A 22,400-nucleotide genomic window follows, 5' to 3' on the forward strand; every position below is an offset into this window, starting at 1 on the left:
TCCCACAGAATGGGCTGCCACACAAAAGTTGGACACCTATCCCATTTTTGTGGGGCAGCCTAGAAAGCGCGGCGCGGCTAACGCCCGTATCGCGCACGGCCCCAGTCCAGCATGGCCTGCAACAGGTCACGCAGCACGTGTTGGGTGGGCTGGGCCAGGTCCTCGCGGTAGCCGAAAGGCGCGTGCTCCTGCATGTAGGTGCTTTGCGCAAGCTCCAGCTGTACCGCATGGATATGCCCGGCCGGGTCACCATAGTGACGGGTGATATGCCCGCCCTTGAAGCGGCCATTGAGCACATGGCTGTAGCCTTGGGCTTGTGCACACACCGCTTCCAGCTGTTGCGCAAGGGTGGCATCGCAACTGGCGCCATTGAAGGTGCCGAGGTTGAAATCCGGCAGCGTGCCATCGAACAGGTGGGGGATGCACGAGCGGATCGAGTGGGCATCCCACAGCAGGGCGTAGCCAAACTGCGCGCGCAGGCGCTCAAGCTCGCGCTGCAATGTGCCGTGGTACGCCTGCCAGATCTGCCCCAGGTACTGTTGGCGTTGCTCGGCGGTAGGTGCCAGCCCGTCCTTGAACAGGGGCTGGCCGTCGAACAGCGTCGCGGGGAACAGGCCAGTGGTAGCCCCGGCGTACAACGGTTTGTCATCCTGCGGGCGGTTCAAGTCGATAACGAAGCGTGAGTACTCCGCCGCCAGCACACTGGCGCCCATTTCCTGGGCAAAGCCGTACAGCCTGGGGATATGCCAGTCGGTGTCCGGCAAGCCTTGCGCTGCATCGACCAGCCCGTCGCGCACCGCGCTGCTCAGGCGCAGGCCGGCATGGGGCATGCTGATCAGCAGCGGCAGGCGGCCTTGGTGAAAACTCAGTACCTGTTCCATGGGGCCTCGCTCAGTGGGTGATTTCTTGCCCGCTGCGCACGATGCGCTTGGGCAGGTCGCCGCCCAGCCAGTAGGCCAGGTCGGCGGGGCGTTCGATGTGCCAGGCCACGAAGTCGGCCACCTTGCCCGCTTGCAACGTGCCATGGCTGTGGCCAAGGCCCAGCGCGGTGGCGGCGTGCACGGTGACACCGGCCAGGGCCTCTTCAGGTGTGAGGCCAAAGCAGGTGCAGCCCATGTTCAGCATCAGGCGCAGTGACAACCCGGGCGAAGTACCCGGGTTCAGGTCGGTGGCCAGGGCCATCTTCACACCGTGGCGGCGCAATGCAGCCATCGGCGGCAACTGGGTTTCCCGCAGGAAGTAGAAGGCCCCGGGTAGCAACACCGCGACCGTTCCGGCGGCCGCCATGGCGATGGCGTCCTCTTCGGTCATGAACTCCAGGTGATCGGCCGACAGCGCCTGGTAGCGGGCTGCCAGGCTGGAGCCGTGCAACGATGAGAGCTGCTCGGCATGCAGTTTGACCGGCAAGCCCAGTTCGCCCGCCGCGATGAACACGCGCTCTACCTGGGCGGGCGAGAACGCCAGGTGTTCACAGAAGGCGTCCACCGCATCCACCAGGCCTTCGGCAGCCAACGCCGGCAGCATGTGCTCGCAGATGTGCGTGATGTAATCATCAGGCCTGCCACTGTACTCGGGCGGCAGTGCGTGTGCGGCCAGGCAGGTAGCGCGCACGGTCAGCGGCAACGCCTGCCCCAGGCGCCTGGCCACGCGCAGCATCTTGCGCTCGCTGGCAAGGTCAAGGCCGTAACCGGACTTCACTTCCAGGGTGGTCACGCCGTCGCGCATCAGGGCCATGACCCGCTGACGGGCGCTGGCGAACAGCGCCTCTTCACTGGCCGCCCGGGTGGCCCGCACCGTACTGGCGATCCCCCCGCCCTGGGCGGCAATTTCAGCGTAACTCACGCCCTTGAGACGCTGCTCGAACTCGCCACTGCGGTTACCGCCAAACACGGCATGGGTATGGCAGTCGATAAGCCCAGGCGTCACCCAGGCGCCGCCCAGGTCCACCGTGCGCTCGGGCATGGGTGCGGTCAGCTCGGCCTTGGGGCCCACCCATTCCACAAGCCCATCACAGGTGATAATGGCTGCGTCTTCGACCGCCGAATAATGGCCGTCGACCATGGTTGCCACGTGGCAGTGCTGCCAGAGGGTTCTCATGTACAGTCTCCTTTGCTAACGGTGCAGTTCGGCACGTTCCGCAACCGGCCTGCCCTGCCCGGCGCGCGGCTTGCACCACAGCAGGTAGGACGCCACCAGGAACACCAGCCACACCAGCCCGACCAGCAATGCCGCCTGGGTGTCGGGGAAGTAGCCAAGCACACCGAAGATGAACACCATGAACGCGATCGCCATGGCCGGGCCGTAGGGCCAGAACGGAACGGGGAACTTGAGCTGGGCCATCTGCTCACGGCTCATGCGCCGGCGCATGGCAACCTGGGTCACCAGGATCATCAGCCAGACCCACACCGTGGCGAAGGTCGCGATGGAAGCAATCAGCAGGAACACGTTTTCCGGGATCAGGTAATTCAGCAGCACGCCGATCAGCAGCGCAGCGCCCATCACCACTACGGTCATCCAGGGTACCCCGTGCCGGGACAGGTGGCTGAACCCGCGTGGTGCATGGCCTTGCTGGGCCAGCCCATACATCATGCGGCCCGCGCCGAAGATATCGCTGTTGATGGCAGACACCGCCGCCGAGATCACCACGATGTTCAGCACCGCTGCTGCAGAGCCGATCCCCAGGTTGCTGAAGATCTGCACGAAGGGGCTGCCCTGGCTACCGATTTGCGGCCAGGGGTACAGGCACATCAGCACGAACAGGGTAAGCACGTAGAACAGCAGGATGCGCAGCGGCACCGCGTTGATCGCCTTGGGGATCACCCGCTGCGGGTCCTTGGCCTCGCCTGCGGTCACGCCGATGATCTCGATGCCGCCAAACGCGAACATCACCACCGCGAAAGAAGCGATCAGGCCCCCTACGCCATTGGGCATGAAGCCGCCATGGTCGAACAGGTTGCCGAGGCCAACCGCATGGCCGCTACCCACCTGGCTGAAGCCGAACGCCATGATGCCCAGGCCTGCCAGGATCATGGCGATGATGGCGCCAACCTTGAGCAACGACAGCCAGAACTCCATCTCGCCGAAGACCTTGACGTTGCACAGGTTCAGGCCGCCAATCAGGAAGACGATGCCCAGCACCCAGATCCAGCGGGCTACTTCCGGGAACCAGAAGCCCATGTAGATACCGAAGGCGGTCACGTCGGCGATGGCCACGATGACCATCTCGAAGGCGTAGGTCCAGCCGAGGATGAAGCCCGCCATGGGCCCCAGGTACGTGCTGGCGTAGTGGCCGAAGGAACCGGCCACGGGATTGTGCACGGCCATTTCACCCAGGGCGCGCATGACCATGAACACCGCTGCGCCGCCGATCAGGTAGGCCAGCAGCACGGCAGGGCCGGCCATCTGGATGGCAGAAGCGGAGCCGTAGAACAGGCCGGTACCGATGGCGGAACCCAATGCCATGAAACGGATGTGGCGGGCACTGAGCCCGCGTTTGAGACCTTGAGCGTGTTGCATGTCACGTCCTTGAATTGTTTTTGTGGTCGTGAGGGCACGGGGCTGCTGCGCAGCCCCTCAGGCATTACAGGCTGGGCAGTACCCCCGCCGGCAGCAAACCGGTCAGGCTGCCTTTGGCCAACAGTTCCACAGCCTTTTCGATGTCCGGCGCGAAGAAACGGTCACGATCATAGTGCGGTACTTCGCTGCGCAGCGCCTGGCGGGCCTGCTCCAGCTTGGCCGAGGTCTTCAGGCCCTTGCGCAGGTCCAGCCCCTGGCACGCGCCCAGCCACTCGATCGCCAGCACCCCACGGGTGTTTTCGGCCATCTCCCACAGGCGCTTGCCGGCTGCCGGGGCCATGGACACGTGGTCTTCCTGGTTGGCAGACGTCGGCAGGCTGTCGACACTGTGCGGGTGCGACAGCGCCTTGTTTTCGCTGGCCAGTGCCGCTGCGGTCACCTGGGCGATCATGAAGCCCGAGTTGACCCCGCCGTTTTCCACCAGGAACGGCGGCAGCTGGGACATGTGCTTGTCCATCATCAGCGAGATGCGGCGTTCGCTGAGCGAGCCAATTTCGGCAATGGCCAGGGCCAGATTGTCGGCGGCCATGGCGACCGGCTCTGCGTGGAAGTTACCCCCGGAAACCACGTCGCCTTCGGCGGCGAACACCAGCGGGTTGTCCGACACGGCGTTGGCCTCGACACCCAGCACCTCGGCGGCCTGGCGCAGCTGGGTAAGGCAGGCTCCCATGACCTGCGGTTGGCATCGCAGCGAGTAAGGGTCCTGGACCTTGTCGCAGTTCTTGTGCGACAGCGAAACCTCGCTGGCTTCGCCCAGCAGGTCGCGGAAGCAGGCTGCTGTATCGATCTGCCCGCGCTGGCCGCGCACTTCATGAATACGGGCGTCGAACGGCGAGCGCGAACCCAGCGCAGCCTCGACGCTCAGGGCACCACAGGCGATGCCAGCCGCATACAGGTCTTCGCCATGGAACAGGCCACGCAGGGCATAGGCGGTGGAGGCCTGGGTACCGTTCAGCAGGGCCAGGCCCTCTTTGGCCGCCAGGGTCAGGGGCTCAAGGCCGGCAACGGCCAGCGCTTCGGTTGCGGGTAACCACTGGCCGCGGTGAAGGGCCTTGCCCTCGCCCAGCAGCACCAGCGACATGTGCGCCAATGGCGCCAGGTCACCGGAAGCACCTACCGAACCCTTCAGCGGAATGTGGGGGTACACCTCGGCGTTCACCAGGGCGATCAGCGCATCGATGACCTTGCGGCGAATACCCGAGAAGCCGCGGCTGAGGCTGTTGATCTTCAGTACCATGATCAGCCGCACCAGGGCATCGTCCAGCGGTGCGCCGACCCCGGCGGCATGGGACAGCACCAGCGAGCGCTGCAGGTTTTCCAGGTCGTGGCTGGCGATGCGGGTGGACGCCAGCAGGCCGAAACCTGTGTTGATGCCATAGGCGGTGCGGTCATCGGCAATGATCTGTTCGACACAGGCCACGCTTGCGTCGATGCCGGCTGCAGCCCCCGGGTCGAGCTGCAGGCGTACGGGCGCGTCATGAATGGCACGCAGCTGGCCAAGGGTCAGGGCGCCGGGTTTGAGGGTAAGTTGGGTCACGTTGCTACTCCAGTCGCGGGGCATGGCGGGCGTGTCTGTCGGCGCCGGCGTGCCCCTTCTTGTTGTTCAGTATCACCCGCGAAGGGTGGGAGCCAAAGCGTGGCGGTCAGCCGGTGATCATCGGCAGGTCCAGGCCTTGCTCGCGGGCGCAGTCGATGGCGATGTCGTAGCCAGCATCGGCATGGCGCATTACGCCGGTGCCAGGGTCGTTGGCCAGCACCCGGGCGATGCGGGCGGCGGCTTCATCGGTGCCGTCGCACACGATGACCATGCCGGAGTGCTGGGAGAAGCCCATGCCAACACCGCCCCCGTGGTGCAGCGATACCCAGGTGGCACCGCTGGCCGTATTGAGCAGGGCGTTAAGCAGCGGCCAGTCGGAAACGGCATCGGAACCGTCGCGCATGGCTTCGGTTTCGCGGTTGGGGCTGGCTACCGAGCCGGAATCCAGGTGATCGCGGCCAATCACGATGGGCGCCGACAACTCGCCGCTGCGGACCATTTCGTTGAACGCCAGGCCCAGCTTGGCGCGCAGGCCCAGGCCCACCCAGCAAATGCGGGCCGGCAGGCCCTGGAAGCTGATGCGCTCGCGGGCCATGTCCAGCCAGCGGTGCAGGTGGGCGTCATCGGGGATCAGTTCCTTGACCTTGGCATCGGTCTTGTAGATGTCCTGGGCATCGCCAGACAGCGCGGCCCAGCGGAACGGGCCGATGCCGCGGCAGAACAACGGGCGGATGTAGGCCGGGACGAAGCCCGGGAAGTCGAAGGCATTGGCAACGCCCTCTTCCTTGGCCATCTGGCGAATGTTGTTACCGTAGTCGAAGGTGGGAATGCCCTGCTTCTGGAAGTCGAGCATCGCCTGCACATGCACGGCCATGGACTGCTTGGCCGCCGTGACCACGGCAGCCGGCTCGGTCTGGGCGCGGTCACGGTACTGCTCCCAGGTCCAGCCTGCGGGCAGGTAACCGTTGAGCGGGTCGTGGGCGCTGGTCTGGTCGGTGACCATGTCCGGGCGTACGCCGCGCTTCACCAGCTCGGGCAGAATTTCAGCCGCGTTGCCATGCAGGGCGATGGAAATGGCCTTGCCCTCGGCGGTATAGCGGGCGATACGGGCCAGGGCGTCGTCCAGGTCGGTGGCCTGTTCATCCACATAGCGGGTTTCGAGGCGGAAATCGATACGGCTCTGCTGGCATTCGATGTTCAGCGAGCAGGCGCCGGCCAGCGTAGCGGCCAGGGGCTGAGCACCGCCCATGCCGCCCAGACCGGCGGTAAGCACCCATTTGCCTTTGAGGCTGCCGCCATAGTGCTGGCGGCCTGCTTCGACGAAGGTTTCGTAAGTACCTTGGACGATGCCTTGGCTGCCAATGTAGATCCAGCTGCCGGCGGTCATCTGGCCGTACATGGCCAAGCCCTTGGCATCCAGCTCGTTGAAGTGTTCCCAATTGGCCCAGTGCGGGACCAGGTTGGAGTTGGCGATCAGCACGCGGGGCGCGTTGCTGTGGGTCTTGAACACACCCACGGGCTTGCCCGACTGCACCAGCAAGGTTTCGTCGTCTTCCAGGCGGGTGAGGGTTTCGACGATTTTGTCGTAGCAGGCCCAGTTGCGCGCAGCACGGCCAATGCCGCCGTAAACCACCAGTTCCCTGGGGTTTTCTGCCACTTGCGGGTCCAGGTTGTTCATCAGCATGCGCAGCGGTGCTTCGGTCAACCAGCTCTTGGCGGTGAGCTTGTTGCCACGGGGGGCACGGATTTCAACGTCGCGGTATTTGTTGTTGTCAGTCACGGGAAGGTCCTCTGCGGTCGTCCGCGGGCAGATGTGTCATGGCGGGTATACAAACACATCTTTACTTGTATGTACAAGCATGGACAACCGATATTTCTAGATGACGCTAGCGGCCTCACGGTGCTTTATCGACGAATGTGATTGGGCTGGGAGGTGTTCGCCTTTACAGGTGCAGCGCCTGGGAGATCGAGCGCCGCCCGCGCGGCGCATCGCGAGCTGCGCTCGCTCCTGCGTTTGTTTCGGGCCAATTATTGCCTAGGGGGTTGTAGGCAAAGGTGGTCACGCCCGGTGAGCTCGATCAAGCAACACCGCCCCTGCACTTCCAGTTCCTGCAACCCTTCCCCAGGCTCCAGCCGCAAGCAGTCGTACAAATCCAACCGCTGCGTGTCCGCGCCCGCGACCGCCACTTCCACCCCACTGGCGGCGGCGAACACCAGTATCACAGACGCCGAACTGTACAGCCGGGTGGTGCCCTCCTGCCATTGCAGCCGTGCCTGATACCGCAGCGGGGCATAGATCAGGTTGAAGTCACGGATAGCGCCACCCAGCAGCGTGCAACTCACCTGGCTGGCGCCGTTGAAAGCAAACGCATCGAACGGCAACAGCGGTCGGCTGGCCTGCCCGTCCACCAGCAGGCGCATGCCCTCGCCCTGCAGCACGGTGATGACCCGTTGATAACCGGCGAAGGCAGAAAAACCACCGGACGCCTCGATATCAGCAATCGACAGCCGCCAGCCAAACCCCTCCAGGCCCTCGCCATCGTCGCGGGCGATTTCTTCGGTGAAACCGCCGCCGTTCTTCCAGGGCATGCGGGGGTAGTCGCGTGCGCGCAACACCTGCAAGCGGATCATTTGCTGAATCGCCCTTCCAGGCGATGACGTGAGCCGGGGTGAATCAGCCGTGCAGCCGTGACCGGCTGCCGACCCGACCAGGTGCGGCGGCGAATGAGCAGGCAAGGTTCGCCACGCTCGATCTGCAACAGGCGGCACTCCTCAGGCTCGGCAAGAATCGCCTCCACCACGTGCTCGCCCTCGGTCAGTGGCGCGACCTGCGACAAATAGGCGTAAGGCGTCTGCCGGGTGAAGTCCTGTTTCAGGTAGTCCGGCGCGATAGCCGCGTTTACGTAGCGGTCCTCGATCTGCACCGGCGTGCCGTTCTCGAAATGCACGATCAGCGAGTGGAACACCCGCTGGCCCTCACGCATATCCAGGGCCAGCGCCCGCTCGGAACCCGCCGCCTCTTCGGCCAAGGTAATCACCTGGCAGCTGTGCTGGTGACCACGGGCGGCGATTTCGTCGGCAATGTTGTTCACTTCGAACAGCGCCGAACGCCCCTTGGGCTCGGCCACGAAGGTGCCCACGCCCTGCATGCGCACCAGCAGGCCTTCGGCGGTAAGCTCGCGCAAGGCGCGGTTGATGGTCATGCGGCTGAAGCCCAGTTGGTTGACCAGCTCGCTCTCCGAAGGCACGCGGTGATGCGGCGGCCAGCTGCCATTGTCGATCTGCTGGGCGATCATCTGCTTGACCCGCGCATACAGCGGCGCCGGGCCCTCGCCCATCTGGGCAACCAGCGCGGAGACAGGAGGTGTCGGCACGGCGTGGATCCTTGTCGATAGAAATGAACGGTAGCTTGCCGCAGTTTACCCGGCAGGCAAACAGCTGTATATGTATATACAAGCTAATAACAACAGGATTTTTGCCGATGTCCACCTACTTTGCCGAGCGCGCCCTGCTGCCCACCGGCTGGGCCCGCGACGTGCTGATCGAGGTGGCCAGCACTGGCCACATTGCCCGCATCGAGGCAGGGGCATCGCCCGAGGGTGCCGAGCAGGTGAAGGGGCCGTTGCTGCCCGGCATGCCAAACCTGCACTCCCACGCGTTTCAACGGGCCATGGCAGGCCTGGCGGAAGTGGCAGGCAACCCCAATGACAGCTTCTGGACCTGGCGCGACCTGATGTACCGCCTGGTCGGGCAGATCAGCCCCGAGCAGTTGCAGATCATCGCGCGCCAGTTGTACATCGAAATGCTCAAAGCCGGTTATACCTCGGTCGCTGAATTCCACTACGTGCACCATGCCCCATCCGGCCAGGCTTACGACGACCCGGCCGAGCTGTCCCGGCGTATCAGCGCAGCGGCAGCCGACAGCGGTATCGGCCTTACCTTGTTGCCGGTGCTTTACAGCCACGCAGGTTTCGGCGGCCAGGCACCGAGCGAGGGGCAGCGGCGCTTCATCAACACCACCGGGCACTACCTGGAACTGCAATCGCGGCTGGCCCCGCTGATGGCAGCGCAACCCGCGCAGCGCCTGGGCCTGTGCTTCCATTCGCTGCGGGCAGTAACGCCCGGGCAAATCGCCGATGTACTGGCCGCCAGCGACCCGCACTGCCCGGTACATATCCACATCGCCGAACAACAGAAAGAGGTGGACGACTGCCTGGCCTGGAGCGGCCTGCGGCCGTTGCAATGGCTGCATGAGCATGTGCAGGTGGACCCGCGCTGGTGCCTGGTACATGCCACCCATGCCGAGCCCCACGAGGTCACCGCCATGGCCCGCAGCGGCGCAGTGGCCGGGCTATGCCTGACCACCGAAGCCAACCTGGGTGACGGGATATTCCCGGCGGTGGATTACCTGGCCCAGGGCGGGCGCCTGGGTATCGGCTCGGACAGCCACGTATCACTGAGCGTGGTGGAAGAACTGCGCTGGCTGGAATATGGCCAACGCCTGCGTGACCAACGGCGCAACCGCTTGTATGGCCGCGAACAACCCATGGTGGGCCGCACACTGTACTACGCGGCGCTTGCAGGTGGGGCCCAGGCGCTGGGGCAACCCGTTGGCGAACTGGCGGTAGGCAAACGCGCCGACTGGCTGGTACTGGATGGGCACGACCCTTACATCGCAACCGCGAACGGCGATGCCATTCTCAACCGCTGGCTGTTCGCGGGTGGCGACCGCCAGGTACAGGACGTGATGGTCAACGGCCAGTGGGTGGTGCGCCAGGGCCATCACGCCCAGGAAGAGGCCAGTGCACAGGCCTTTACCCAGGTGTTGCGCGAACTGTTGGGTTGAATGCAGCGGGGCTGCCTGGCAGCCCCACCCCGTCAATGCATCTTGACGATCTGCTGATCGGAAGCGCGCCAGACCAGCCGGCTGGTGTCATAACCCTGCTGGCGTGCCTTGGCCAGCAAGCTCTCCCGCTGCCAGGCCGGCAGGCTTTGCGTGCGTGACAGAATCCACAGGTATTTGCGGTCCGGGCTGCCGACGATCGCGGTGCGATAGCGGTCGTCTACGTACAGAATCCAGTAGTCGCCCTTGGCTACGCCCGGTACCAGCTTGGTGAACCAGTTGTCGAACTCTACCCACAGCTTGTCGGTGTGGCCGGGCTCCTGAACCGTGGCATGGCCTTCGGCGCGCAGCCACTCATCGCCCATCGTGCGGCAACGGTTGAGTACGCCAAAGGTGCCGTCCGGCTTCAGGTTGTAATGGGCTTCGGACTGCTCGCAACCAGCCTGGTAGCGCATGGGCAGGCGCGCCAGCTCATACCACTTGCCCTGGTAACGCTTGAGGTCGACATTGCCAGCTGTCTTGGGCGCCAGCGGATCATGCGCAGAGCCGGCGCACCCCCCCAGCAACATGGCCAGGCAGACACCGATCAGCAGGTACAGACGCCTCATTTGAGACCCTGCCCGGAGTACATCAGCACTTTGTCGGAGGCGTACTGCACGCTGATGAAACTCTTCTCGTCGCCCCAGGTACAGCTGCTCATGCCCAGCGCGCCGGAGCACTCGGTAGGCGTGCCGAGCAACTGCTCGACCTCGGCCTTGTTCATACCGGCCTTGAGCCGGGAATAGTTTTCCTGGTTGATCTTGCTGCAGGCGGCCAGAACGACGCACAGCGACAACAGGGCGAGGGAACGCAACGACATGAGGGACACTCCTGACAATGGACACAGGCGAGTGGCCTGCAGTGGCCTTCGACGGGAAAAACGGTCCCAGGTTCCCTGATGCAGTGCTGCGGTGCGCACCAGGTAGGGGGGCGCTGGGCGCCCCATCGCGAGCTGCGCTCGCTCCTACGACGGCGGGGGTCAGAAGCGGGAGCCGGGCTCCAGCAGGAAGTCCATCTCTTCGCTGGTACTCGGCCGTTCCAGTACCAGGTTGCGGTGCGGGAACCGCCCAAAGCGCTCGATCACACGCTGATGCTGCTCGGCGTAATCCAGAAACCCTTCGAACAGCCGGCGGTTGGGCTCAGGCTGCTCTTCCAGCAGCATCTGATAACGCTCCACGCACAGGTTCTGCCAGTCCAGCACTTCGGCATGCTCCAGCACCAGCAGCACGAACACCCGCTGGATAGGCAGCAACTGGTAATCCCAGCCCTTCTGCAAGCCCTGCATGGCCACCACCTGGGCACGACGATCGCCCTCGAAGGCACGCGGCGTGTCGCGGTAGAGCATGCGTGGCAACTGGTCCAGCAGTATCAGCAGCCCCAGCCAGCCCTGCGGGCTTTGCTGCCACTCGTCGAGCCCGCCCGCCAGGGCCTGCTCCACGAGTTCGCCGAACAGCGCGTGCGCCTCGGCATCATGCTGCTTGCCGAACCACTGCGCGCTTTTCTCGTCAGCCACGGCCTGGGCATTGCTGCCCCAACCGAACCACCACTCCAGCAACGGCTGCCAAGGTGCGAGCATGACTTACTCCTTGTGGTAGGCGGTTACGCGCTCGACCTCTTGCTTCGAGCCGAGGATCACCGACACACGCTGGTGCAGGCTGTCTGGCTGAATATCGAGGATGCGATCGTAACCGTTGGTGGAAGCGCCGCCGGCCTGTTCGATGATGAACGACATCGGGTTGGCTTCGTACATCAGGCGCAGCTTGCCCGGCTTGCTTGGGTCGCGGGCATCACGCGGGTACATGAACAGGCCGCCACGGGTCAGGATGCGGTGCACGTCGGCAACCATCGAGGCGATCCAGCGCATGTTGTAGTTCTTCTTCAACGGCCCGGTTTCACCCGCCAGCAGCTCGTCCACATAACGCTGTACCGGGGCTTCCCAGTGGCGCTGGTTGGACATGTTGATGGCGAACTCCGCGGTGGTTTCAGGCACCTGGATGTTCTCGTGGGTAAGCACGAAGCTGCCCAGCTCACGGTCGAGGGTGAAGCCTTTTACGCCGTTGCCCAAGGTCAGGATCAGCATGGTCTGCGGGCCATAGATGGCGTAACCCGCCGCAACCTGCTGGGTGCCTGGTTGCAGGAATGCGTTTTCGTTCAGGGTTTCGTTCTGGCTCAGGTACTCGGTTGGGCAACGCAGTACCGAGAAGATGGTGCCCACCGACACGTTGACGTCGATGTTGGACGAGCCGTCCAGCGGGTCGAACACCAGCAGGTAAGCGCCCTTGGGGTAGCGCCCCGGGATCTGGTAGGCGTTGTCCATTTCTTCGGACGCCATGCCGGCCAGGTGACCGCCCCACTCGTTGGCTTCAAGCAGGATATCGTTGGAAATCACGTCCAGTTTCTTCTGGACTTCGCCTTGCACGTTTTCGGTGCCCATGCTGCCCAGCACGCCGCCGAGGGCGCCCTTGGACACGTGGTGGCTGATTTCCTTGCACGCACGCGCCACCACTTCGATCAGGAAGCGCAGATCGGCAGGGGTATTGTTGCTGCGGGTCTGCTCGATCAGATAGCGACTCAGGGTAACGCGGGACATGTATGGCTCCGAATGGATTGGGGATGAAAACCCACGCAGTTTACAGGGAGAGTGACAGGCTAGCGAGTCATGAGACTCGCCACGGCTGTCAGACGGCACATCAGGTCGGTAGTTCAGCGGCCGCCAGGCCGGTGGTCGGCATCCGGGCCTTCGCGGGTTCACCCGCGAAAGGGCCGGGGCAGCAGCCGATCACTCCAGCGCTTTCCAGATTTCGGTCGCATACTCCCTGATGGTGCGGTCCGACGAGAACCAGCCCATGCGCGCCGTGTTCAGCACCGCCATGCGCCACCATTGCTGCGGCTGGTGCCACAGGTCCTCGACATGCTGCTGCGCATCCCAGTACGCATCGAAGTCGGCGCACACCAGGAAGCGGTCGTAACCCACCAGCCCATCGATCAACCCCACGTAGCGCGACGGATCATCCGGCGAGAACACCCCACCGCGGATCGCCTCCAGCACATTGCCTAGGCGGCCGGATGCTGCAATGTCCTGCTCCGCGCCAAAGTCTCCGGCACGCTTGCGTGCCTCCACCTGCTGCGCGGTAAGGCCGAAGATGAACATGTTCTCGGCCCCCACCTGCTCACTCATCTCCACGTTGGCGCCATCCAGCGTGCCGATGGTCAGGGCACCGTTGAGCCCGAACTTCATGTTGCTGGTACCGGACGCTTCGTAACCGGCGGTGGAGATCTGCTCGGACAGGTCCGCCGCCGGGATGATGCTTTCGGCCAGGCTGACGTTGTAGTTGGGCAGAAACACCACCTTGAGCCGGCCATGCACCGTGGGGTCGTTGTTCACCACCCGGGCGATGTCGTTGGCCAGCTTGATGATCAGCTTGGCCTGGTGGTAGCTGGCAGCGGCCTTGCCGGCGAAAATCTTAACCCGGGGCACCCAGTTGGTGCTGGGGTCGTTGCGCATGGCCTGGTAGAGCGCCACGGTGTGCAGCAGGTTGAGCAACTGGCGCTTGTACTCGTGGATGCGCTTGACCTGCACGTCGAACATGGCCTCGGGGTTCACGGTAATGCCGAGGCGGTCCTGGATGATGCTGGCCAGTGCCCGCTTGCTGTGCAGCCGCTGGGCGGCGAACTGCCGGCAGAAGCTGGGCTTGTCCGCAAAGGGCACCAGGCCGGCCAGGCGTCCCTCGGGGTCGTCCAGCAGCTCCGGCCCGAGTGCCTCCACCAGCATGCCGGTCAGCTGCGGGTTGGACTGGTACAGCCAGCGGCGGAACGTGATGCCGTTGGTCTTGTTGTTGATGCGGTCGGGGTACAGCTTGTGAAGCTCGGCGAACACCGTGCTCTTCATCAGTTGGCTGTGCAGCGCCGACACGCCATTGACGCTGTGCGAGCCCAGGAACGCCAGGTTGCCCATGCGCACCCGGCGGCCGTTGTCTTCCTCGATCAGTGACACGGCCCGCAACACGTCGAAGTCATGGGTGCCTTTGGCCCGCAGGGCATCGATGTGGTAGGCGTTGATCAGGTAGATGATCTGCATGTGCCGCGGCAGCATGCGTTCCATCAGCGCTACCGGCCAGGTTTCCAACGCCTCGGGCAGCAAGGTGTGGTTGGTGTAGGCCAGGGTGCCTACGGTCAGTTCCCAGGCGGTATCCCACGGGATCTCGTGCTGGTCGACCAGCAGACGCATCAATTCGGCAACCGCAATGGACGGGTGGGTGTCGTTCAGCTGAATGGCCGCGGCATCGGGCAGGTTGAGCAGGCTGTCGTGCATGTTCAGGTGGCGGCGCAGCAGGTCCTGCAACGAAGCCGATACGAAGAAGTATTCCTGGCGCAGGCGCAGTTCCTGCCCCGCTTCGGTGCTGTCGGCCGGGTAAAGCACACGCGAGATGCTTTCGGCGCGGGCCACTTCGGCCACTGCACCCAGGTGGTCACCGGCATTGAAGCGCTCCAGGTGCAGCTCTTCCAGCGCCCGCGCACGCCACAGGCGCAGGGTATTGACGCTGGAACCGCGCCAGCCCACTACGGGTGTGTCGTAGGCAACTGCCCGCACGGTTTCACCCGGCGTCCACACCTGGCGCGCATTGCCATGGGCGTCGTGCAGCGTTTCGACGCTGCCACCAAAACTGATCGGGTAGATCACTTCGGCGCGCTCGAACTCCCAGGGGTTGCCGAAATCCAGCCAGTTCTCGGTCTGCTCCTGCTGCCAGCCGTCCACCATCGCCTGCCGGAACAACCCGTGCTCGTAGCGGATGCCATAGCCATGCGCAGCGATGCCCAGGGTCGACATGCTTTCCATGAAGCACGCCGCCAGGCGGCCCAGGCCGCCGTTACCCAGCGCGGCATCCGGCTCCAGCAGGCGAATGCGCTCCAGGTCCACGTCCAACCCTTCCAAGGCATCACGGGCGATGTCCAGCAGGCCGAGATTGCTCAAGCTGTCGTAGAGCAGGCGGCCGATGAGGAACTCGAGGGAGAGGTAATACACCCGCTTCTGGCTGCGTCGGTACGACTGCCGCGTGTGGTCCATCCAGTGGTCGACCATGTGGTCGCGCGCCGCCAGGGCAATGGCTTCGAACCAGTCGTGGTCAAAGGCATGCTCCGGGTCTTTGCCGACCGCGTAGGTGAGTTTATCCAGCACTGCGGCGCGAAAATCCGCGACTTCAGCGTCTCGAGCGTTGGGTTCCTGGGACATGCGGCATCCTCGGGCGAGTAGACGAAAGCGGAATGCAAATGTTGAGCCTAGACGCTTCGACCGAACACCACGGCCAGTGTTCGCGATTTTCATCAGGCACACTGCATTTGGTCAAAAGGTTGTTCATAAATTGAGCGATTCCGGTATCATCGCGCGCCCCAAGACCGTGATCCACCCTATAAAACGATGAAAACGACCCTGATCGCCGCTGCCGAAGTCGACCGCCTGGAAACCTGGCAGCGCTATGCCAGCCACATGTGTGGTGGCTGCCACTCCACCTGCTGCACCTTGCCGGTAGAGGTCAAGATCAAGGATCTGATCCGTATCGGTGTGGTGGATGAGTTCGAAAAAGACGAACCTCCCAAGAACGTGGCCAAGCGCCTGCAGAAAGAAGGCATCATCGAGCGCTTCAACCAGAAGTCCGGGATCTTCACCCTGACCCGAATGAGCAATGATGACTGCATGTATCTGGATCGTAAGAGCCGCCTGTGCACCATTTATGACAAGCGCCCGGACACCTGCCGCAATCACCCCAAGGTTGGGCCGCGGCCAGGGTATTGCGCGTACAAGCCCAAGGTGGTCGGGCGCTGATCGTTAGCCTGGACCGGCCTCTTCGCGGGTGAACCCGCTCCCACAGGATCTCTGCAATGTCCAGAGCCCGTGAAGCCACTGTGGGAGCGGGTTTACCCGCGAAGAGGCCAGCCCCGACAGCACAATTTCTGAAGGCACAAAAAAACGCCCCCGGCCTTTCGACCGGGGGCGTTTTCATTCAGCCTGAACTAACTCAGTTCTTGGCTTTCTTGGCAGCGCGGGTACGCTCGCCTTCGTCCAGGATCTTCTTGCGCAGACGGATCGACTTCGGCGTCACTTCGCACAGCTCGTCATCCTGGATGAATTCCAGGGCCTGTTCCAGGGTGTGGCGAACCGGCGGCACCAGGGCGATGACTTCGTCTTTGCCCGAAGCACGCATGTTGTCGAGCTTCTTGCCTTTGGTCGGGTTCACGCCCAGGTCGTTGTCACGGCTGTTCAGGCCGATGATCTGGCCACCGTAGATTTCCTGGCCGTGCTCGACGAACAGCTTGCCGCGCGCCTGCAGGGTTTCCAGCGAGTAGGTCAGTGCCTTGCCGGTTTCGACCGAAACCAGAACGCCGTTCAGACGGCCAGACATCTGGCCGGACTTCATGGTGTCGTAGCGGTCGAAGATCGAGGTCAGGATGCCTGCACCATTGGTCAGGGTCAGGAACTGGTTACGGAAACCGATCAGACCACGGGCCGGGATGTTGTACTCCAGGCGAACACGGCCTTTGCCATCCGGCACCATGTTGGTCAGGTCGCCCTTACGCAGGCCCATCTCTTCCATGACCTTGCCCTGGGATTCTTCAGGGATGTCGATGGTCACGTTTTCGAACGGTTCCTGCTTCACGCCATCCACTTCGCGGATGATCACTTCAGGGCGGCCCACGGCCATCTCGAAGCCTTCGCGGCGCATGGTTTCGATCAGTACCGACAGGTGCAGTTCACCACGGCCCGACACCTTGAACTTGTCTGGGGAGTCGGTTTCCTGAACGCGCAGGGCTACGTTGTACAGCAGCTCCTTGTCCAGACGGTCCTTGATGTTACGGCTGGTGACGAACTTGCCTTCCTTGCCGCAGAACGGCGAGTCGTTGACCTGGAAGGTCATCGAAACGGTTGGCTCGTCAACGGTCAGCGGCTTCATCGCCTCTACCGCGTCCGGTGCACACAGGGTGTCGGAAATGAACAGCTCGTCGAAACCGCTGATGCAGACGATGTCGCCAGCCTGAGCTTCTTCGACGTCAACACGGTGCAGGCCGTGGTGACCCATCAGTTTCAGGATACGGCCGTTGCGCTTCTTGCCGTCGGTGTCGATGGCCACAACCGGGGTGTTCGGCTTGACGCGGCCACGGGCGATGCGGCCAACGCCGATTACGCCGAGGAAGCTGTTGTAGTCCAGTGCGGAGATCTGCATCTGGAACGGGCCGTCACGGTCAACCGAAGGCGCGGGCACGTTGTCGATGATCGACTGGTACAGGGCAGTCATGTCTTCGCCCATTTCGGTGTGGTCCAGGCCGGCGATGCCGTTCAGGGCCGAGGCGTAGACGACTTTGAAGTCCAGCTGTTCATCGGTGGCACCGAGGTTGTCGAACAGGTCGAAGATCTGGTCCAGAACCCAGTCAGGACGCGCGCCCGGGCGGTCGACCTTGTTGATCACAACGATCGGCTTCAGGCCGGCTTCGAAGGCCTTCTTGGTCACGAAGCGGGTTTGCGGCATAGGGCCGTCCTGGGCGTCGACCAGCAGCAGCACGGAGTCGACCATCGACATCACACGCTCAACCTCGCCACCGAAGTCGGCGTGGCCGGGGGTGTCGACGATGTTGATGTGGTAGCCGTTCCAGTTGATGGCGGTGTTTTTCGCCAGAATGGTAATGCCGCGCTCTTTTTCCTGGTCGTTGGAGTCCATCACGCGCTCGTCGTTGAGCTCGTTACGCTCCAGGGTGCCGGACTGGCGCAGGAGTTTGTCGACCAGGGTGGTTTTACCATGGTCAACGTGGGCGATGATGGCGATGTTACGCAGATTTTCGATCACAACTGTATCTCGATCAGAGGATTCGGTTGCCGCCAGTGTAGGCGGCGAATAGGTATGCTTTGCGGCTCAGCGGGCCCGCAGGTCGGGAGGGCGATGGCGGATGCTGCCGCCATACAGCCCTGGCGTCTTATGCCGGACGATAAACACGCACATTGGCATGTCCCTCACTGAGCAGGTGGTGTGCGTGCAAACGGCTCATCACACCTTTGTCGCAATACAGCAAGTACTGGCGCGTGGGGTCCAAGTGCTTGAACTTGCTGTTGATGGCATAGAACGGCATGGCCTGGACTTCGATCCCGTCGATGACCATGGGTTCGTCTTCCTGGGCATCGGGGTGACGGATGTCGATGATGATCTGACCCGGCAGTGCCTCGGCCACTTCCTCGATCTCGATGTCCTTGCCCAGCTCGTCGATCACATGGTCGATGGAGATGAACTTGGCGCGCTCGATGGCGCGCTCCAGCACCTGCATCTCGAACTGCTTTTCTTCGTGCTCCATGCGGTGGCGTTTGGCATGGGTAGTCGGGTTCACCGAAATCACGCCGCAGTACTCGGGCATGTGCTTGGCGAAATCGGCGGTGCCGATGGCGTAGGCCTGGTCGATGATGTCCTGCTTGTGGGTGGCCAGCAACGGGCGCAGCACCAGCTTGTCGGTAGCAGAATCAATGATCGACAGGTTGGGCAGGGTCTGGCTGGACACCTGGGAAATCGCCTCGCCGGTCACCAGCGCGTCGATGTCCAGCCGCTCGGCCATGCGCGCAGCAGCGCGCAGCATCATGCGCTTGAGGGTCACGCCCATGTAGCTGTTGTCGACCTTGTTGAGGATCTCGCCGACCACTTCCTCGAATGGCACGCTGATGAACAGCACGCGCTGGCTGCTGCCGTACTTCTTCCACAGGAAGTGGGCCACTTCCATCACCCCCAGCTCGTGGGCACGGCCGCCGAGGTTGAAGAAGCAGAAGTGGGTCATCAGGCCGCGGCGCATCATCTGGTAGGCCGCCACGGTGGAGTCGAAACCACCGGACATCAGCACCAGCGTCTGCTCCAGCGCACCCAGCGGATAACCGCCGATGCCCTGGTGCTGGCTATGAATCACGTACAGGCGCTGGTCGCGGATTTCGATGCGCACCAGCACCTCGGGGTTCTTCAGCGTGATACCGGCCGCACCGCACTGCTGGCGCAGCTGGCTGCCGACGTAACGGTCGACGTCCATCGAGGTGAAATCGTGATGGCCACCGCGCTTGCAGCGTACGGCGAAGTGCTTGCCGGCCAGCAGGTGGCCGAAATGGTGCTTGCACTTGGCGACGATATCGTCGAAGTCACCCAGTGGGTATTGCTCGACCTGCAGGAAGTGGGTGATACCCGGGGTGCAGGTAAGGCGCTCGATGATCTCGCGCTGGACCTTTTCGTCCTCGATGCGGGTGACCACTTCGAGATTGTCCCAGACACCATCGACCGCGAGCTCAGGGTCGAGGTCCTTGAGCACGTTGCGGATGTTCTTGGCCAGCTGGCGGATGAAGCGCTTGCGCACCGGCCGGCTCTTGATGGTGATCTCTGGGAAGACTTTGACGATAAGTTTCATTGGTCTACAGCGCGCACTGGGCCTGCCGAAAATGAGGGGCGCGGATTATAGCGGAAGTTGCTCAGCTTTTGACCAAATTTTGGTCAGAAGCGCCAATATTAATGCAATGCACCTCTATCGTAGGAGCGCGTAGGAGCGAGCGTAGCTCGCGATAGCCCTCACACGATCGCCCTGGAGGACGTAATCGCGAGCTGCGCTCGCTCCTACATAAAGCCGTAACGCACCATTGCGGTGCACCACAGAAACATTACGCATTTTAATGGTGCAAAGCTTGCCCTCAGCCTGTCTCCAGATGCCCAAGAACGCCTCCTTATGTCCAGACCTCGCCATTTTCGGGCACTGGCATGCAATTTGCTCCCTTGTGAGGCAGGTAAGCTTGGCCGACTATCCGCGCCCGGCAACACCCTTTTTCCAGGGCCGCGGCCAACCGTGCCCTAGACCATCCGGAGGACAACATGTCGAAGTCGGTTCAACTCATCAAAGATCATGACGTCAAGTGGATTGATCTGCGTTTCACGGACACCAAAGGCACTCAGCACCACGTGACCATGCCGGCGCGTGATGCGCTGGACGACGATTTCTTCGAAGTCGGCAAGATGTTCGACGGCTCCTCCATCGCTGGCTGGAAAGGCATCGAAGCCTCCGACATGATCCTGATGCCGGTCGACGAAACCGCCGTGCTCGACCCGTTCACCGAAGAGCCCACCCTGATCATCACCTGCGACATCGTCGACCCGTCGAGCATGCAGGGCTACGACCGTGACCCACGCGCCATCGCCAAGCGCGCCGAGGAATACCTCAAGAGCACCGGCATTGGTGACACCGTCTTCGCAGGCCCGGAGCCTGAGTTCTTCATCTTCGATGAAGTGAAGTTCCAGTCGGACATTTCCGGCTCGATGTTCAAGATCTTCTCCGAGCAAGGCTCGTGGATGACCGGTGCCGATATCGAAGGCGGCAACAAAGGCCACCGCCCAGGCGTGAAAGGCGGCTATTTCCCGGTTCCGCCGTTCGACCACGACCACGAAATCCGTACTGCCATGTGCAACGCACTGGAAGAAATGGGCCAGACCGTCGAAGTTCACCACCACGAAGTGGCCACCGCTGGCCAGAACGAAATCGGCGTCAAGTTCAACACTCTGGTGAAGAAGGCTGACGAAGTACAGGCCCTGAAATACGTCGTGCACAACGTTGCCGACGCCTACGGCCGCACCGCTACCTTCATGCCCAAGCCGCTGTACGGCGATAACGGCTCGGGCATGCACGTGCACATGTCGATCTGGAAGGAAGGCAAGAACACCTTCGCGGGCGAAGGCTATGCCGGCCTGTCCGAAACCGCCCTGTACTTCATCGGCGGCATCATCAAGCACGGTAAGGCCCTGAACGGCTTCACCAACCCTTCCACCAACTCCTACAAGCGTCTGGTCCCAGGCTTCGAAGCCCCGGTAATGCTGGCCTACTCCGCACGCAACCGCTCGGCCTCGATCCGTATCCCCTACGTCGGCAGCCCGAAAGCTCGCCGTATCGAAGCGCGCTTCCCGGACCCATCGGCCAACCCGTACCTGGCCTTTGCAGCCCTGCTGATGGCTGGTCTGGATGGCATCCAGAACAAGATCCACCCAGGCGATGCGGCGGACAAGAACCTGTATGACCTGCCGCCTGAAGAGGCCAAGGACATCCCGCAAGTGTGCGGCAGCCTGAAAGAAGCCCTGGAAGAGCTGGACAAAGGCCGTGCGTTCCTGACCAAGGGCGGCGTGTTCTCCGACGACTTCATCGATGCCTTCATCGAACTGAAGAGCGAAGAAGAGATCAAGGTCCGCACCTTCGTCCACCCGCTGGAATACGAGCTGTACTACAGCTGCTGATCTGATCGGCACACCTCGCCGATACGGAAAACGAGATGGCCTCCTTGATGGAGGCCATTTTTTTTGCATTTCACACTGTGTCCTACACGGCAAGCAGACACAGCTGACATTTTGCGGTGTCACGCAGCAGCAAGGTAGACGGCCATTTCCTCAACGGGCGTCACCATGCAAAAAATCCTACCCGCGCTACTCACCGCAGCATTGCTCACCGGATGCGTCAGCCAAGGCCAGGAGGCCGTCAAATCACAGGTTCTCCACCGGGCAACAGGCAGCTGGGACGGCACCCCTTACCGTCAATACCCGGCGGGGCCACCTGTGTTGTCCCTGGTGAGGCTGACCATACCTGCCAACACGACACTAGACTGGCATTGCCACAAAGCGCTCAACCTCGGCTACCTGGCTGAAGGCAGCCTGGAAGTGGAAACCCGCGATGGAAAACGAATCCACCTGAACGCGGGCGACACGCTGGCTGAGCTGGTTGGGGAAGTTCATCGCGGGCACACGGCGGGGCAACCAGCGACGGTAATGGTGTTTCACGCAGCTGATGAGACGTTGGCGTTCTCCACGCCGGAAGCGCAATGCCCAGCTCAACGACCGGCTGAAAACACCGCTCTGAATGCACTCCTCGATCTGGTGGAGAAACGCCTGACAACCGCTGAGGCAGTTGCTTTACATAAATGGGACAAGAAACAGCCCGTTCAAGCGACCGAGCGTGAGCAGCAAGTACTGGCCAGTGTCCGCCAGGCCTCGCCGGGTTTGGGCTTGGCGCCACAACGCGCCGAGGCGTTCTTCACCGACCAGATGGAAGCCAACAAGCTGGTGCAATACACCTTGCTGTCCCAATGGCACCTGGCGGGCCAGGCGCTAGACACCCAGCGCCTGGACCTGACCGACGTCATCCGCCCACGGCTGGACGAACTGCAGGCTGACTTGCTGGCGAAGCTGGCCGCCTTCGACCAACGCCCTGTACCAGGCTGCGCGGCGCAGCTGGCCGTTGCCATCGCCAACAGGCCGCTGCTGCCAGCGGCGCAACATGCGTTGATCCGCGCTACCGGCCAGCTATGCGATCGGCCGTGAACTCACTATGCTCCATTATGGTGCGCGCTAAGTGCCGTTGTACTTCGCG

18 protein-coding genes are annotated in these 22,400 nt (G+C 62.8%); 4 read left to right on the forward strand and 14 right to left on the reverse strand.

What is annotated here, in order from left to right; translation table 11 throughout:
- Window positions 1–77: 77 nt before the first annotated feature.
- The 7 genes from hutG to hutC all read right to left on the reverse strand — a co-directional run bounded on the left by hutG (window position 78) and on the right by hutC (window position 8,451).
- On the reverse strand, window positions 78–881 hold the full coding sequence (gene hutG, locus PPA02S_RS15560; RefSeq protein WP_028631960.1) for an N-formylglutamate deformylase: 804 nt from the start codon (window positions 879–881) through the stop codon (window positions 78–80).
- Window positions 882–891: 10 nt separating this feature from the next.
- The gene (hutI, locus tag PPA02S_RS15565; RefSeq protein ID WP_028631961.1) at window positions 892–2,097 is read right to left on the reverse strand and encodes an imidazolonepropionase; all 1,206 of its coding nucleotides are present in this window, start codon (window positions 2,095–2,097) and stop codon (window positions 892–894) included.
- Between the two features lie 15 nt (window positions 2,098–2,112).
- A complete protein-coding gene (locus tag PPA02S_RS15570; RefSeq protein ID WP_028631962.1) occupies window positions 2,113–3,516 on the reverse strand; it encodes an amino acid permease in 1,404 nt (467 codons plus the stop codon).
- Between the two features lie 64 nt (window positions 3,517–3,580).
- Window positions 3,581–5,137 carry a histidine ammonia-lyase gene (hutH, locus tag PPA02S_RS15575; protein ID WP_154660045.1) on the reverse strand — a complete coding sequence of 519 codons (1,557 nt, stop codon included), beginning with the start codon at window positions 5,135–5,137 and terminating at the stop codon, window positions 3,581–3,583.
- 82 nt (window positions 5,138–5,219) lie between these two features.
- The gene (hutU, locus tag PPA02S_RS15580; RefSeq protein ID WP_028631964.1) at window positions 5,220–6,893 is read right to left on the reverse strand and encodes a urocanate hydratase; all 1,674 of its coding nucleotides are present in this window, start codon (window positions 6,891–6,893) and stop codon (window positions 5,220–5,222) included.
- A gap of 248 nt (window positions 6,894–7,141) precedes the next feature.
- Window positions 7,142–7,744, reverse strand: a complete 603-nt coding sequence (locus PPA02S_RS15585) for a HutD/Ves family protein (protein WP_028631965.1) — start codon at window positions 7,742–7,744, stop codon at window positions 7,142–7,144.
- Window positions 7,741–8,451 (reverse strand): histidine utilization transcriptional repressor HutC, encoded by a 711-nt coding sequence (hutC, locus tag PPA02S_RS15590; protein ID WP_174435891.1) that lies wholly within the window; start codon window positions 8,449–8,451, stop codon window positions 7,741–7,743. The genes PPA02S_RS15585 and hutC overlap by 4 nt, the downstream gene beginning before the upstream one ends.
- 143 nt (window positions 8,452–8,594) lie before the next feature.
- Between hutC and PPA02S_RS15595 the strand changes: the two genes are divergently transcribed.
- Window positions 8,595–9,959, forward strand: coding sequence for a formimidoylglutamate deiminase (locus PPA02S_RS15595; protein WP_028631967.1), 1,365 nt, complete (start codon window positions 8,595–8,597; stop codon window positions 9,957–9,959).
- Between the two features lie 32 nt (window positions 9,960–9,991).
- Here the strand turns inward: PPA02S_RS15595 and PPA02S_RS15600 are convergent, their stop codons facing one another.
- From PPA02S_RS15600 to PPA02S_RS15620, 5 genes are all read right to left on the reverse strand, one after another.
- Window positions 9,992–10,564 (reverse strand): lipocalin family protein, encoded by a 573-nt coding sequence (locus PPA02S_RS15600; protein ID WP_028631968.1) that lies wholly within the window; start codon window positions 10,562–10,564, stop codon window positions 9,992–9,994.
- A complete protein-coding gene (bamE, locus tag PPA02S_RS15605; protein ID WP_028631969.1) occupies window positions 10,561–10,815 on the reverse strand; it encodes an outer membrane protein assembly factor BamE domain-containing protein in 255 nt (84 codons plus the stop codon). Before bamE ends, PPA02S_RS15600 begins: the two co-directional genes overlap by 4 nt.
- A 159-nt stretch (window positions 10,816–10,974) precedes the next feature.
- A complete protein-coding gene (locus PPA02S_RS15610) occupies window positions 10,975–11,571 on the reverse strand; it encodes a DUF924 family protein (protein ID WP_028631970.1) in 597 nt (198 codons plus the stop codon).
- Window positions 11,572–11,574: 3 nt separating this feature from the next.
- Window positions 11,575–12,585 carry a class 1 fructose-bisphosphatase gene (locus PPA02S_RS15615; protein WP_028631971.1) on the reverse strand — a complete coding sequence of 337 codons (1,011 nt, stop codon included), beginning with the start codon at window positions 12,583–12,585 and terminating at the stop codon, window positions 11,575–11,577.
- Window positions 12,586–12,774: 189 nt separating this feature from the next.
- Complete coding sequence (locus PPA02S_RS15620) at window positions 12,775–15,225, reverse strand: glycogen/starch/alpha-glucan phosphorylase (protein ID WP_028631972.1); 2,451 nt, start codon at window positions 15,223–15,225, stop codon at window positions 12,775–12,777.
- Window positions 15,226–15,411: 186 nt separating this feature from the next.
- Between PPA02S_RS15620 and PPA02S_RS15625 the strand changes: the two genes are divergently transcribed.
- Complete coding sequence (locus PPA02S_RS15625) at window positions 15,412–15,816, forward strand: YkgJ family cysteine cluster protein (RefSeq protein ID WP_016712459.1); 405 nt, start codon at window positions 15,412–15,414, stop codon at window positions 15,814–15,816.
- A 193-nt stretch (window positions 15,817–16,009) separates the two neighbouring features.
- Here PPA02S_RS15625 and typA read toward each other — a convergent pair whose 3' ends face one another.
- Complete coding sequence (gene typA / locus PPA02S_RS15630) at window positions 16,010–17,830, reverse strand: translational GTPase TypA (RefSeq protein ID WP_028631973.1); 1,821 nt, start codon at window positions 17,828–17,830, stop codon at window positions 16,010–16,012.
- Window positions 17,831–17,957: 127 nt separating this feature from the next.
- On the reverse strand, window positions 17,958–19,412 hold the full coding sequence (thiI, locus tag PPA02S_RS15635; protein WP_028631974.1) for a tRNA uracil 4-sulfurtransferase ThiI: 1,455 nt from the start codon (window positions 19,410–19,412) through the stop codon (window positions 17,958–17,960).
- 455 nt (window positions 19,413–19,867) lie between these two features.
- Here thiI and glnA point away from each other — a divergent pair, with 455 nt between their 5' ends.
- The gene (gene glnA, locus PPA02S_RS15640; RefSeq protein ID WP_028631975.1) at window positions 19,868–21,274 is read left to right on the forward strand and encodes a type I glutamate--ammonia ligase; all 1,407 of its coding nucleotides are present in this window, start codon (window positions 19,868–19,870) and stop codon (window positions 21,272–21,274) included.
- A 165-nt stretch (window positions 21,275–21,439) separates the two neighbouring features.
- On the forward strand, window positions 21,440–22,351 hold the full coding sequence (gene aroQ / locus PPA02S_RS22765) for a gamma subclass chorismate mutase AroQ (RefSeq protein ID WP_080667804.1): 912 nt from the start codon (window positions 21,440–21,442) through the stop codon (window positions 22,349–22,351).
- Window positions 22,352–22,400: the final 49 nt, after the last annotated feature.

The sequence above is a fragment of the Pseudomonas parafulva NBRC 16636 = DSM 17004 genome (genome assembly GCF_000730645.1).
GTDB lineage: Bacteria > Pseudomonadota > Gammaproteobacteria > Pseudomonadales > Pseudomonadaceae > Aquipseudomonas > Aquipseudomonas parafulva.